Source organism: Streptomyces sp. NPDC021115 (assembly GCF_044333065.1).
In the GTDB taxonomy this organism is placed as follows: Bacteria; Actinomycetota; Actinomycetes; order Streptomycetales; family Streptomycetaceae; genus Streptomyces.
In genome coordinates, this window is record NZ_JBIRQF010000012.1 from 184,233 (window position 1) to 197,678 (window position 13,446).

14 protein-coding genes are annotated in these 13,446 nt (G+C 72.0%); 11 read left to right on the forward strand and 3 right to left on the reverse strand.

The genetic code is table 11. The annotated features are described in order from the left end of the window. The first annotated feature begins 79 nt into the window (after window positions 1-79). Window positions 80-4,390, forward strand: a complete 4,311-nt coding sequence (locus ACH4TL_RS31075) for a HAMP domain-containing protein (RefSeq protein ID WP_398323240.1) — start codon at window positions 80-82, stop codon at window positions 4,388-4,390. Continuing rightward, window positions 4,387-5,013 carry a two-component system response regulator gene (locus ACH4TL_RS31080; protein ID WP_398323242.1) on the forward strand — a complete coding sequence of 209 codons (627 nt, stop codon included), beginning with the start codon at window positions 4,387-4,389 and terminating at the stop codon, window positions 5,011-5,013. The genes ACH4TL_RS31075 and ACH4TL_RS31080 overlap by 4 nt, the downstream gene beginning before the upstream one ends. 26 nt (window positions 5,014-5,039) lie before the next feature. Here the strand turns inward: ACH4TL_RS31080 and ACH4TL_RS31085 are convergent, their stop codons facing one another. Continuing rightward, window positions 5,040-5,537: a MarR family winged helix-turn-helix transcriptional regulator gene (locus tag ACH4TL_RS31085; protein WP_398323244.1), complete on the reverse strand. Its 498-nt coding sequence runs from the start codon at window positions 5,535-5,537 to the stop codon at window positions 5,040-5,042. A gap of 161 nt (window positions 5,538-5,698) precedes the next feature. Between ACH4TL_RS31085 and ACH4TL_RS31090 the strand changes: the two genes are divergently transcribed. From ACH4TL_RS31090 to ACH4TL_RS31105, 4 genes are read left to right on the forward strand one after another with little or no spacing between them, the layout of a single operon-like run. Then, complete coding sequence (locus ACH4TL_RS31090; RefSeq protein ID WP_398323246.1) at window positions 5,699-6,628, forward strand: SDR family NAD(P)-dependent oxidoreductase; 930 nt, start codon at window positions 5,699-5,701, stop codon at window positions 6,626-6,628. Continuing rightward, window positions 6,625-7,497 (forward strand): amidohydrolase family protein, encoded by an 873-nt coding sequence (locus tag ACH4TL_RS31095; protein ID WP_398323249.1) that lies wholly within the window; start codon window positions 6,625-6,627, stop codon window positions 7,495-7,497. The genes ACH4TL_RS31090 and ACH4TL_RS31095 overlap by 4 nt, the downstream gene beginning before the upstream one ends. 7 nt (window positions 7,498-7,504) lie before the next feature. Continuing rightward, window positions 7,505-8,989 carry a long-chain fatty acid--CoA ligase gene (locus ACH4TL_RS31100; protein WP_398323251.1) on the forward strand — a complete coding sequence of 495 codons (1,485 nt, stop codon included), beginning with the start codon at window positions 7,505-7,507 and terminating at the stop codon, window positions 8,987-8,989. 38 nt (window positions 8,990-9,027) lie between these two features. Continuing rightward, the gene (locus ACH4TL_RS31105) at window positions 9,028-9,486 is read left to right on the forward strand and encodes a MaoC family dehydratase (protein ID WP_398323253.1); all 459 of its coding nucleotides are present in this window, start codon (window positions 9,028-9,030) and stop codon (window positions 9,484-9,486) included. Here the strand turns inward: ACH4TL_RS31105 and ACH4TL_RS31110 are convergent. Continuing rightward, window positions 9,474-10,184, reverse strand: coding sequence for a hypothetical protein (locus ACH4TL_RS31110; protein ID WP_398323255.1), 711 nt, complete (start codon window positions 10,182-10,184; stop codon window positions 9,474-9,476). The two genes, ACH4TL_RS31105 and ACH4TL_RS31110, sit on opposite strands and share 13 nt — an antisense overlap. 87 nt (window positions 10,185-10,271) lie before the next feature. Between ACH4TL_RS31110 and ACH4TL_RS31115 the strand changes: the two genes are divergently transcribed. From ACH4TL_RS31115 to amaP, 5 genes are read left to right on the forward strand one after another with little or no spacing between them, the layout of a single operon-like run. Continuing rightward, a complete protein-coding gene (locus tag ACH4TL_RS31115) occupies window positions 10,272-10,751 on the forward strand; it encodes an Asp23/Gls24 family envelope stress response protein (RefSeq protein ID WP_398323257.1) in 480 nt (159 codons plus the stop codon). Between the two features lie 41 nt (window positions 10,752-10,792). Continuing rightward, a complete protein-coding gene (locus ACH4TL_RS31120) occupies window positions 10,793-10,984 on the forward strand; it encodes a hypothetical protein (protein ID WP_358623384.1) in 192 nt (63 codons plus the stop codon). Between the two features lie 9 nt (window positions 10,985-10,993). Next, complete coding sequence (locus ACH4TL_RS31125; protein ID WP_398323260.1) at window positions 10,994-11,314, forward strand: hypothetical protein; 321 nt, start codon at window positions 10,994-10,996, stop codon at window positions 11,312-11,314. Beyond that, on the forward strand, window positions 11,311-11,868 hold the full coding sequence (locus ACH4TL_RS31130; RefSeq protein WP_398323262.1) for a DUF6286 domain-containing protein: 558 nt from the start codon (window positions 11,311-11,313) through the stop codon (window positions 11,866-11,868). Before ACH4TL_RS31125 ends, ACH4TL_RS31130 begins: the two co-directional genes overlap by 4 nt. Window positions 11,869-11,876: 8 nt before the next feature. Continuing rightward, entirely contained in the window at window positions 11,877-12,422 is a 546-nt protein-coding gene (gene amaP, locus ACH4TL_RS31135) for an alkaline shock response membrane anchor protein AmaP (protein WP_398323264.1), read from the forward strand. A 268-nt stretch (window positions 12,423-12,690) separates the two neighbouring features. Here amaP and ACH4TL_RS31140 read toward each other — a convergent pair whose 3' ends face one another. Next, window positions 12,691-13,446 (reverse strand): SDR family oxidoreductase, encoded by a 756-nt coding sequence (locus tag ACH4TL_RS31140; protein ID WP_398323266.1) that lies wholly within the window; start codon window positions 13,444-13,446, stop codon window positions 12,691-12,693.

The window sequence follows — 13,446 nt, forward strand, 5'->3', positions numbered from 1 at the left end:
ATTCGGGCGGATTAGGCCATCTAGGTGCCATATTATGACAGACGTAGGGATATTTAATGATCTTTAAAGGGACGGCGCCATGGCACGCGACCCGAACCCCGCGGAGTGCACTGCCGAGCTGAGGTCCCTGCTGGCCGCGATGAGCGCCTTGTGCGACGGCGACTTCACCGTACGTATGGACGGCACGGACGAGGGCGTGCTCGGCGAAGTGGCCGGGACGTTCAACCAATTGGTGGCGCGCAACGCCCACCTCGCCGGCGAGCTCCAGCGGGTCCGCCGTGAGGTGGCGCGCCAGGGGCGCCTGGACGAACGGATCACGGCGAGCCCCGGCCAGGGCGGATGGGCCGCCGCCGTGGACGACGCCAACCAGTTGGTGGACGCGCTGACCGGACCGGTCTCCAACGCCACCCGGGTGCTGGACGCCATCGCCGAGGGCGATCTGACCCGGCGGGTCGATCTGCACGACGGCAACCGCCAGCTGCGCGGCGATCTGCGGCGGCTGGCCCGTGGCGTCAACCGCACGGTCGAGCAGCTCTCCCTGTTCACCGGCGAGCTGACCCGGGTGGCCCGTGAGGTGGGCACCGAAGGGCGCCTCGGCGGCCGGGCGAAAGTCCAGGGGCTGTCCGGGGACTGGCGCGAGGTGACCGAGGCCGTCAACACCATGGCGTCCCGGCTGACCAGCCAGGTCCGCGACATCGCCGTGGTGACCACGGCCGTGGCCCGCGGCGACCTCACCCGGCAGGTGACCGTCGAGGCCACCGGTGAGCTGCTGGAGCTGAAGCTGACCGTGAACACCATGGTCGACCAGCTGCGCGCGTTCGCCGACGAGGTGACCCGGGTGGCCCGCGAGGTGGGCACCGAGGGCGAACTCGGCGGCCGGGCCCAGGTCCGCGGCGTGTCCGGGGTGTGGAAGGACCTGACCGACAACGTCAACTTCATGGCGGGAAACCTGACCAGTCAGGTCCGCAACATCGCCCAGGTGACCACCGCGGTCGCCACCGGTGACCTGTCCCAGAAGATCACCGTCGATGCCCGGGGCGAGATCCTCCAGCTCAAGAACACCGTGAACACCATGGTCGACCAGCTGTCGGCCTTCGCCGACGAGGTCACCCGGGTGGCCCGCGAGGTCGGCACCGAGGGCCGCCTCGGCGGCCGGGCCCAGGTCCGCGGCGTGTCCGGGGTGTGGAAGGACCTCACCCAGAACGTCAACTTCATGGCGGACAACCTGACCAGTCAGGTCCGCAACATCGCCCAGGTCGCCACCGCGGTCGCCGAAGGCGACCTCAGCAAGACGATCGACGTGGAGGCCAAGGGCGAGATCCTGGAGCTGAAGTCGACGATCAACACCATGGTGGACCGGCTGTCGTCCTTCGCCGACGAGGTGACCCGGGTGGCCCGCGAGGTGGGCACCGAGGGAAACCTGGGCGGTCAGGCGCAGGTCCGCGGTGTGTCCGGTGTCTGGAAGGACCTGACCGAGAACGTCAACTTCATGGCGCTCAACCTGACCTCCCAGGTGCGCAACATCGCCCAGGTGACCACCTCGGTCGCCAACGGCGATCTGTCCAAGCAGATCACCGTGGACGCCCGCGGCGAGATCCTGGAGGTGAAGGAGACCGTCAACACCATGGTCCAGCAGCTGCGGGCGTTCGCCGACGAGGTGACCCGGGTGGCCCGCGAGGTGGGCACCGAGGGCCAGCTCGGCGGCCGGGCCCAGGTTCCGGGCGTGTCCGGGGTGTGGAAGGACCTGACCGACAACGTCAACTTCATGGCGGGAAACCTGACCAGTCAGGTCCGCAACATCGCCCAGGTAGCCACCGCGGTCGCCCAGGGCGATCTGTCCAAGAAGATCGACGTGGACGCGCGCGGCGAGATCCTGGAGCTGAAGACGACCATCAACACGATGGTCGACACGCTCTCCTCGTTCTCCGCCGAGGTCACCCGCGTCGCCCGCGAGGTCGGCAGCGAGGGCCGGCTCGGCGGCCAGGCCCGGGTCGAGGCGGTCTACGGCACCTGGAAGCGGCTGACCACCAGCGTCAACGAACTCGCCCTCAACCTCACCACCCAGGTCCGCGCCATCGCCGAGGTCGCGTCCTCCGTCGCCCAGGGCGACCTGTCCGGCTCCATCTCGGTCGAGGCCCAGGGCGAGGTCGCCGAGCTGAAGAACAACGTCAACCTCATGGTCGCCAACCTGCGCGAGACCACCCGCGCCAAGGACTGGCTGGAGTCCAACCTGGCCCGTATCGCCTCCCTGATGCAGGGCCACCGCGATCTGGTCGAGGTCGCCGACCTGATCCTGCGCGAGCTGACCCCGCTGGTGAACGCCCAGTTCGGGGCGTTCTTCCTCGGTCAGCCCGGCGTCGAACCCGGCGAGGGCCTGAAGCTGATCGCCGGATACGGCACCGAACAGGACAACGGCCCGCTTCCGGCCACCGGAACCCCCGGCCGCGGACTGGTCGCCCAGGCCGCCCTGGAGAAGAAGCGGATCCTGATCACCAACGTCCCGTCCGACTACATCACCATCAACTCCGGACTCGGCTCTGCGCTCCCCGCCAGCGTCGTCATCCTGCCGATCCTGTACGAGGACCAGGTGCTCGGCGTCATCGAGCTGGCCTCCTTCAGCCGGTTCAGCGAGGTCCACCTCGCCTTCATCGACCAGTTCGTCAACACCATCGGCGTCTCGATCAACACCATCATCGCCAACGCCCGCACCGAGTCGCTGCTGTCCGAATCACAGCGGCTCACCACCGAGCTGCGGCAGCGCTCCAACCAGCTCCAGCGCTCCAACGCGGAGCTGGAGGAGAAGGCCGCGCTGCTGGCCACCGCCTCCCAGTACAAGTCCGAGTTCCTGGCCAACATGTCGCACGAGCTGCGCACCCCGCTCAACTCCCTGCTGATCCTGGCCCGGCTGCTCGCCGACAACGCCGACCAGCGGCTGTCCCCCCAGGAGGTGCAGTTCGCCACCACCATCCACCGCTCCGGATCCGATCTGCTCCAGCTGATCAACGACATCCTCGACCTGTCGAAGATCGAGGCCGGGCGGATGGACGTCCGCCCGAAGAAGCTGCCGCTGATGAAGCTGCTCGACTACGTGCACGCCACGTTCCGGCCGCTCGCCATCGACCGCGGCCTGTCGTTCGAGATCGCCGTCGGCGAGGACGTACCGCGCGAGCTGTACTCCGACGAGCAGCGGATCCAGCAGATCCTGCGCAACCTGCTCTCCAACGCCCTGAAGTTCACCTCGTCGGGCGGGGTGAAGCTGCGGGTGGAGCGGGCGGTCGCCACGGAGTTCCAGGAGGAGACGCTGCGCGACGCGGACGCGGTCGTCGCCTTCTCCGTCAAGGACACCGGCATCGGCATCGCGCCCGAGAAGCTGCCCGTGATCTTCGAGGCGTTCCAGCAGTCCGACGGCACCACCAGCCGCAAGTACGGCGGCACCGGCCTCGGCCTGTCCATCAGCCGGGAGATCGCCGGCATGCTGGGCGGCCGGATCATCGCCGAGAGCGAGCAGGGCGTCGGCTCCTGCTTCACGCTCTACGTCCCCGCGCACTACGCCGGGGTCGTCCCGCCGCCCGATGTGTCCGACCCCCGGGCCACCGGCGCGACCGTCCCGGCGGCGCCGCCCGCCACGGAGGAATCCCTTCCGGACACCGCCGACCACGCGCCCAGCGGGGTGTTCGGCGACCAGAGCGGGGTGCTCGGCGACCGTGGCTCGCTGGCCGGTCTGCTGGCCCCCCAGGAAGGCCCCGCCACCGGGGACACCGCGGCCGTGGCCGACACCGGGGACGAGGCCCCGGCGGACGCCCCCCGGCTCCAGCAGTGGCAGTGCGGCCGCCCCGGCCGGGTGCTGACCGGACGCCGCATCCTCATCGTCGACGACGACATCCGCAACGTCTTCGCGCTCACCCATGTGCTGGGCCGGGTCGGCATGACCGTGAAGTACGCGGAGAACGGCCGCGAGGGTCTTGAGGTCCTGCACCGCAACCCGGATGTGTCGCTGGTGCTGATGGACGTGATGATGCCGGAGATGGACGGCTACGAGACGATCCGGGCCATCCGCAGCACCCCCCGGCTCGCCGAGCTGCCCATCATCGCCCTCACCGCCAAGGCCATGCCCGGCGACCGCGAGAAGGCCCTCGAAAGCGGCGCCAACGGCTATGTGCCCAAGCCGGTGGACGTCGACCGGCTGATGACCACCGTCTGCGATCTGCTCGACCCCCTGAGCGGACCGGTCCCGGACGACACGGCGCAGGCTGTGGAGTCCGTCGACGACGGCGGTGAGCCCATGGAGACCGGCCACGAAACCGGCGAGACCGGCGACGCGACCGGCGACGGGACGACCGGCCCGGACGCGGAGACGCGCCCGCCGAGGCCGAGACAGGGGGAGCCATGAGCGCCGCAGCGCCCGACCGGGCCGGAATCCTGATCGTCGACGACATGGAGGAGAACCTGATCGCGCTGGAAGCCGTCCTGGGCCCGCTCGACCAGCGTCTCGTCCGCGCCCACTCCGGTGAGGAGGCGCTGAAGGCGATGCTCCGGCAGGACTTCGCCGTCGTGCTGCTCGACGTCCTGATGCCGGGCATGGACGGCTTCGAGACCGCCGCCAACATGAAACGCCTCGACCAGACCAAGGACGTCCCGATCATCCTGCTGACCGGCACCGACGCCGACTCCGACTATCCCTACCGGGGCTACGCCATCGGTGCCGCCGACTTCCTCACCAAACCCATCGACCCCTGGCTGCTGCGGACCAAGGTCAACGTCTTCCTGGACCTGCACCGCAAGAACCTCCAGCTCGCCGCCCAGGCCGAGCAGCTGCGCCGCCAGCTGGCCGGTGAACCGGACCCCTCGGACGAACGGCTGGAGAAGGTGTCCGAACAGCTCGCCCGCACCGCGGAGGTGCTGCGCGAGGGCGGGAGCGCTGAGGAGGCGGGCGGACTGGCCGACTGCGTCACGGAGCTGGCCCGCACCGTGGAGGACCTGCGGGCCGCCCGTCAGGCGTGCCAGGGTCGATGACCGTGCCGGGGTCGCCGACGGCCGCGCTACGGCGTCGGCGCGTCCCCCTGAGCAGGTGCCGCCTCCGGCGGCGCGTCCGACATCGCCCGGGTGCAGTCGATCAGCGCATGGCGCAGCTCCCCGCGCCGGTCCTCGCTCAGCCCGCCGAGCATCCGCTCCTCCAGCAGCCGCACCTGCTCGTCGTAGGCGCGCAGCGCCTCCCGGCCCCGGTCGCTGAGGCTGATGAGCAGCACCCGCCGGTTGGCCGGATCCCGGCGGCGCTCGATGAACCCCCGCTCCTCCAGCGTCTGGACCATCTCGTGCATCGTCTGCGGCTTGACGAACGAGCGCCGCGCGAGCTGGGCCGACGACAGCCCGTCCCGGCGCTCCAGGACGGTCAGCGCCGTGTACTGGAGCGTGGTCAGGCCGAGCGGGCGCAGCAGCGCGTCCAGATGGGCGCGTATCGCCTGCTCCAGCCGTTTCACCAGGTAGAGCGTGCCGACCTGGTCCAGCTGCGCGGTGTCGGACTGCTCGGAAGTGGTCATCCGGCCATCTTGCCCGACCGGTGGACCGGCCGGTCCACCGGTCGGTGGCCGGGACCCGCGTCCGGCCGCTGCTCCGCCCATTGACACCCGACCTCCCGGAGTGCTCCACTCACCATCAGGATCAGGAACCCTGATGATACTCGTGGAAGGATCCGAAGCCCATGGAGCTGACGGGGAAGACCGCCGTGGTCACCGGCGCGGGGCGCGGCCTCGGCCTCGCCTACGCCCGAGCCCTGGCCCGGGCGGGGGCCGGTGTGGTCGTCAACGACGCCGACGCCGCCACCGCCGAACAGGCGGTCAAGGTCATCACCGACGAGGGCGGCACGGCGGTCGCCGCGCCCGGGGCCGTCGGCACCAGCGAGGTCGCCGACGCGCTGGTGGACCGCGCGGTCGAGGCGTTCGGACGGCTGGACGTCCTCGTCACCAACGCGGGCATCCTGCGCGACCGGGTGCTGTGGAAGATGACCGACGAGGACTTCGACGCCGTCCTCGGCGTCCATCTCAAGGGCACCTTCACCTGCGCCCGCGCCGCCGTCCGGCACATGCGCGAACGCGGCGGGGGCGGCCGTCTGATCCTCATCGGCTCGCCCGCGGGCCAGCGCGGCAACTTCGGGCAGACCAACTACTCCGCCGCCAAGGCGGGCATCGTCGGCATGACCCGCACCTGGTCGATGGAGTGCGCCAAGGCGGGCATCGGCGTCAACGCGGTGATCCCCGTCGCCGCGACCGCCATGACCGCGACCATCCCCGCCTTCGCGCCGCACGTCGAGGCGTACGAGGAGCGCGGCGAGCCGCTGCCCGGCTGGCTGCGGCAGGGCGAGGGCTTCGGCACCGCCGACGACGTCGCCGGGCTGGTGGTCTTCCTCGCCTCGGACGCCGCCGAGGGCATCACCGGGCAGGCCATCGGCATCGGCGGCGACCGGCTGAGCCTGTGGACCCACCCCGAGGAGCGGTCGGCGGTCTACCGCGAGGGCGGCTGGGACGCGGACGCCGTCGCGGGCGTCTGGGGTACGTCGCTGGGGCGGCACCCGGAGGGCGTGGGCATCCCCGCGCCCGTCGACCCCGACAGCGCGGAGGGGGCCGGGCGGTGAACCTCGACGATCTCGTCGCCATCGACGTCCACACCCACGCCGAGGTCTCGGCGGACGGCCACTCCTCGCTGAGCGGCGAACTGGCCGCCGCCTCCGCCGCGTACTTCAAGACCCATGGCTCCCGGCAGCCCACCATCCCCGAACTGGCCGCCCACTACCGCGAACGCCGCATCGCCGCCGTCGTCTTCACGGTGGACGCGGAGAGCGCCACCGGCCATCCGCCGATCAGCAACGAGGAGGTCGCCGCCGCCTGCGCGGAACACGCCGACGTCCTCATCCCCTTCGCGAGCGTCGACCCGTGGAAGGGCCGGGCGGCGGTACGGGCGGCGCGGCGGCTGGTCGAGAGCCATGGGGTGCGCGGCTTCAAGTTCCATCCCTCCCTCCAGGCGTTCCACCCGAACGACCAGCGGTTCTACCCGCTCTACGAGGCCATCGAGGAGCTGGGCGTGCCCGCGCTCTTCCACACCGGGCAGACCGGGATCGGCGCGGGCGTGCCCGGGGGCGGCGGAATCCGGCTGAAGTACTCCAACCCGATGGACGTGGACGACGTCGCCGTGGACTTCCCGGAGCTGCGGATCATCCTGGCCCATCCGTCGTTCCCCTGGCAGGACGAGGCGCTGGCCGTCGCCACCCACAAGCCGCACGTCTACATCGACCTGTCCGGCTGGTCGCCGAAGTACTTTCCGCCGCAGCTGGTCCGCTACGCCAACTCGCTGCTCAAGCACAAGGTCCTGTTCGGCTCCGACTACCCGGTGATCGACCCGGACCGGTGGCTGGCCGACTTCGACAAACTTGAGATCAAGCCCGAGGTTCGGCCGCTGATCCTCAAGGACAACGCGGCGCGGCTGCTCGGCCTCACGAAGGAGTGAGCGGGAGATGATGCTCGAGCAGCAGGGGATCGGCATCGGCTCGTGGCCGCGGCGGCGGGCCCGTAAGACGCCCGGGCGGATCGCGATCGTCCACGGCGACGACACCCAGACCTACCGGGAGCTGGACGAGACGGTCACCCGGTACGCCCGGGCGCTGCGGGCGCGCGGGATCGGGCGCGGCGACCGCGTCGCCTACCTCGGCCCCAACCACCCCTCGTTCCTCCACGCGCTCTTCGCCACCTGCGCGGTGGGCGCCGTCTTCGTCCCGCTCAACACCCGGCTCGCCGCGCCCGAACTGGCCTATGTGCTCGGCGACTCCGGTGCGATGCTGCTCCTCCACGACCCGCGCTGCGCGGAGACCGCCGAGGAGGCGGACGGGGGCCTCGCGGTGCCGGTCGGGGAGCTGGGGGACGGGGACGGGGACGGGGACGACCGGGCGGACGAGGTCATGGCCGCCGACGACCCGTGCATGATCATGTATACGTCCGGCACCACCGGACACCCCAAGGGCGCCGTCCTCAGCCACGCCAACATCACCTGGAACAGCCTCAACGTCCTGGTCGACACCGATCTGGCCTCGGACGAGATCACCCTCGTCACCGCGCCCCTCTTCCACACCGCCGCGCTCAACATGACCTGTCTGCCGACCCTGCTCAAGGGCGGACGCGTGGTCATCGAGCCGGGGTTCGACGCGGAACGGATGCTCGACCTGATCGAGAACCAGGGCGTGACCTGCCTGTTCGGCGTCCCCACCATGTTCGCGGCGGTCGCGGAATCGCCGCGCTGGGAGACGGCCGATCTGTCCTCCGTCCGTACCCTCATGTGCGGCGGCTCGCCCGTGCCCAAGGCGCTGATCGACGTCTATCTGCGGCGCGGCCTCTCCTTCATCCAGGGGTACGGGATGACCGAGGCGTCCCCCGGGACGCTGCTGCTCGACCGCGAGATGAGCGCGGTCAAGGCGGGCTCGGCGGGAGTGCCGCACTTCTTCACCGACGTCCGGCTGGTCCGTTCCGACCTCACTGGAGAGGCGGCCCCCGGCGAGCCCGGCGAGATCCTGGTGCACGGCCCCCACGTGATGCGCGGCTACTACGGCCTGCCGGACGCGACCGCGGACGCGCTGCTGGAGGGCGGGTGGTTCCGCTCCGGCGATGTGGGAGTGCGGGACGAGGACGGCTATGTGTCCATCGTGGACCGCGTCAAGGACATGATCATCTCGGGCGGTGAGAACGTCTATCCGGCCGAGGTCGAGAACGCGCTGTACGACCACCCCGATGTCGTCGAATGCGCCGTCATCGGCATGCCGGACGAGCGGTGGGGCGAGGTCGGCAAGGCCGTCGTGGTCCTGCGCGCCGGAGCCACCACCGAGCCGCAGGACCTGCTCGACCACCTCGCGGGCCGCCTCGCCAAGTACAAGGTGCCGAAGGCGGTCGAGTTCCGGACCGCGCTGCCGCGCACCGCCAGCGGAAAGATCCGCAAGTCCGCCCTGCGCTGACGAGCTGACGATACGCACCACAGGAATGGAGACCGTGCATGCCCACGACCGTGAACAGCTTCGACGAGCTGAAGCAGCTGGCCGGACAGCACCTCGGCCACAGCACATGGCACCGGATCGAGCAGAACCGGATCGACACCTTCGCCGACGCCACCGGCGACCACCAATGGATCCACGTCGACCCCGAGCGCGCCAAGGACGGCCCCTTCGGCGGCACCATCGCCCACGGCTATCTCACCCTGTCCCTGCTGATCCCGCTGTGGGGCGAGATCCTTGAGCTGGGCGGCGTCCGGATGGCCGTCAACTACGGCCTCAACAAGGTGCGCTTCCCTGCGCCGGTCCCGGTCGGCGCCCGGATCAGGGCCGGGGCGACGCTCGTCGCCGTCGAGGAACTCGGCGACGGCGGCGCCCAGGCCGTCATCGACCTGGTGGTAGAGCAGGAGGGCGGCGACAAGCCGTGCTGTGTCGCCCAGGCGGTGCACCGCTACCACTGGTGAGGGCCCTGAGGGTCTGGTGAGGACTCGTCCACGGCGGTGACGAGGACGGCCACCGTCGCCGGGGACGGCGCGGTGGCCGCGACCGCCGCGCGCACCGCGCGGACCACGTCCAGGGCGCGGTGGCCCGGCGCGACGGCCAGCTCGACGCGGAGGTGCGTGCCCTCGGTCCGTACGGCGCCGTGGCCCAGCACCGGGGCGAGCCGGGCCACGCCGGGCACGGCGGCGATCACGCCGCCGAGGCCCGAGCCGTCGCCCGGCTGCTCGTCGGTCGGCTCCTCCCCGCTCGGCTTACGTTCCGGAACCTCCCCCAGCACATCCGTCACCCGCAGATCCACCGCGCCGACCGCCAGCCCCAGCCGGTCCGCCGCGGCGTCCAGCAGGGCCCCGCGCAGCCGGTCCGCCGTCACCGGCAGTGGCCGGTCCACCGTCGCCCCGAACTCCGCCGCCACCCGCAGCGGCCCCGGCGGCAGCGCGCTCGGCGGCGCCGGGACCGCGGGCGGCCCGGCGGCGTCCGGGTCGGCCAGGGCGATACGGAGCGCCCCGAGCCGTACGCCGGGCACCGCGTCGGCCGCCCGGCGGAGCACCGCGTCCGCCGCGCGCTCGGTCAGCCAGGCGCCGTCCTCCAGCCCGCCCAGCGGGAGGAGACGGCCGAGCCGCAGTTGCTGCCGTACGGCGTGCGCGAGCCGGTCCGTGACCATGTCTGAATGATGCACAACGTGCGCATTGCGGGCCAAGCGCCATTAGTGTGGCAAGTAGGGCGAATCGAAAGAAAGGGGTGATCGGTGATGTCCCAGACCGCGCCACGGAACCGGCCCCGGACCCCCGCCGAGGAGCCGTCCGCCGATACGCCGAAGACCCTCGGCGGTGGCCGTGTCGACCCGGGAGCGCGGGGGCGTACCACCATCGCCGACGGTGTGGTCGAGAAGATCGCCGGAATGGCCGCCCGCGATGTCGTCGGCGTCCACGCCATGGGCGGTGGTTTCGCCCGCACCTTCGGGGTCGTCCGCGACCGGGTGCCCGGCGGCGGCCGATCGGCCGCCCGCGGGGTGAAGGCCGAGGTGGGCGAGGTGCAGACGGCCCTCGACCTGGAGATCGTGGTGGACTACGGGGTCTCGATCGCCGACGTCGCCCGGGCTGTGCGGGAGAACGTGATCACGGCGGTCGAGCGGATGACCGGCCTCGAGGTGGTCGAGGTCAACATCGCGGTCAGCGATGTGAAGTTGCCGGATGAGGAAGAGGAATCGCCGGAGCCCAGGCTGCAATAGCCGCGACAGCGGCTCCGGTCGGGTCCAGCAGGGAGCACACGATGAGCATGGCCGTGATCGGGATGATCGCGGGGATGGCGCTGGGTTTCGCCGGATACTTCGGTGGTTTCGGAGCCTTTCTGCTGGTGGCGGCGTTGGGTGCCGTCGGGTTCGTCGCGGGCCGGTTCCTGGACGGCGATCTGGAACCGGGCGACTTCTTCCGCACCCGCGACCGCGGCGAACGGCGGCGGTGACGGTGCGCCGTGAGTGAGCCGGGGGAGCGGGGAGCGACACGGATCGCGGACCGCGTCGTCGCGAAGATCGCCTCGCGGGCGGCGCGGGAAGCGCTCGGCGGCGGACACGGGCTGCTGCCGTACGCGGTCGTCGCGGTCCGCGGGGGCGTCACGCGCGTACGGGTCGCCGTCGAGCTGGGCTATCCGTCCGACATCGGCGCGCAGTGCGGGGCGGTACGCCGCCGGGTGGCGACGCGGCTCGGCGAACTGACGGGCATGGAGGTGCCGGACGTGGCGGTCACCGTGGAACGGCTGCACTCACCGCAACTGGACCGGGGGCAGGTGCGATGAGCGGCCCCCGTCGCTTCTGGTCGGCCCGGCGCGTACCGGCCGGGCTGACCGCCCTGGTGCTGCTCGGCGCGCTCGGGCTGCTCCTGTACGACATCGCGTCCCAGCGCACCGGCCACCCCGTGATGGAGTGGCGCCGCTGGCTCGCCGACCAGCTCGCCACGCGGCCGCTCGGCGACGGGTGGATCGTGGGGATCGCGGCGGCCCTGGTCGTGCTGGGCGGGTGGATGGTGGCGCTGGCCGTGACCCCGGGCCTGCGGAGCCTCCTGCCCATGCGCGACGACGAGCACGCCGACGAAAACGCCGACCTCCGGGCCGGAATCGACCGCACCGCCGCCGGTCTGGTGCTCCGCGACCGGGCGATGGCGGTGCCGGGCGTACGGGCCGTACGCGTCGACGTCGGCCGCCGCCGGATCCGAGCCCGCGCCCAGGCGCACTTCCGCGACCTCGACGAGGTACGGGCCGACCTGCTGACCGCGCTCGGCGACGGCATCCGCCAACTCGGGCTCGCCCGGCGGCCGGGCCTCTCCGTCCGCGTACGGCGACCGGCGAGGTGATCCGGAGCGTGCGCATCGTGAACCGAGTGCTGCTGGGGCTGCTGGGCCTGGCCGTCGCCGCCGGGGGCGCGACGGTGCTGCTCGCCGGGCGGCGGACCCCCGACGCGGTGCTGCTGACCCACGCGGACCGGGTGCGCTGGCGCGACGAGGGCTGGTGGTGGCCGGTCGTCATCGCGACGCTCGGCGTCCTGGTGCTGCTGGCGCTGTTCTGGGCCCTGGCCCAACTGGGACGCCGCCGTCTGGACCACGTATCGATCCCGGTGGACGACGGAACGGACGCCCGCCTCCAGGGCCCCGCCCTGGAAGCCGCCCTCCGAGCCGACGCCGAGTCCCTCTCCGGCGTCACCCGAGCCCGCGTCCACCTCCACGGCCACCGAACGGCCCCCAGGGCCCAGGTGGGCCTGACCCTGGACCCCGGAGCGGAGCCGCTGGCGACCCTACGAGCCCTGGAAGCCGCCCCCCTGACCCAAGCCCGCACCTCGACCGGCCTGCCCCGCCTCCCCGCAGAGGTCCACCTCCGCGCAACCCCCCAAGCCCCGGACCGAGCCCACTAGGTGGGTGCGCGGTCGCGGTTGCGGGGGTGGGTGGTGCCGGGTGCGGGGTCTCCGGGGCAGGGCCCTGGACTCGTATATTTCTGGCGCCGGTGCCCGGAGACGTGGGGTGGGCCGGAAGTAGGCGCCGCAAATACACGTCATCGTCCAGGACCCCACCCCTGCGGCCCCGCCCCCTCCCGTCGACTGGCGGCCACCGGCCCGATGGCTCCCGGCCCGGTCCGGTTCGGGTTCGCCCGGGAAGGGGCGGGGTGGGGAAAGAGCCCCGCCGTCACCACCCGTGCAGGGCGCCGCCGTCCACCGGGAGCATCAGGCCGGTCAGGTAGGAGGCCGCCGGGGACAGAAGGAACGCGGCGGCCTTGCCGAATTCGTCAGGCGTCCCGTACCGCCGCAGCGGAATCGCCGCACTGTTGCGCTCGCGCGCCGCATCGGCGTCGCCGGACAGCCCGTCCAGCTCCCGGACCCGGTCGGTGTCGATACGGGCCGGGAGGAGGCCGACGACGCGGACGCCGCGCGGGCCCAGCTCCAGGGAGAGGTTCTTGGCGAAGCCCGCGAGCCCCGGCCGGAGGCCGTTGGAGACGGTGAGGCCGGGGACGGGCTCGTGGACGGAGCCGGAGAGGACGAAGCCGATCACCCCGCCGGGGGTCAGCTCGGCCGCGGCGGCCCGGGCGAGCCGTACGGCCCCGAGGAAGACCGAGTCGAAGGCGGCCTGCCACTGCGCGTCGGTGATGTCGGCGGTGGGCCCGGCGGGCGGCCCGCCGACGCTGATGAGGATGCCGTCGAAGCGGCCGAACCGCTCGCGGGCGGTGGCGATGAGGCGTTCGGCGGCGTCGGGGTCGGCGTTGTCGACGGCGACGCCGACCGCGTCCGGCCCGAGGTCGGCGGCGGCCGCGGCGGCCGTGTCGGCGTCACGGCCGGTGATGACGGCCTTGGCGCCGTCGGCGATCAGCTCCGCCGCGGCGGCGCGGCCCAGCCCACGGGTGGCTCCGGTGACGATGTACACGCGGTCTTTGAGTCCAAGATCCAT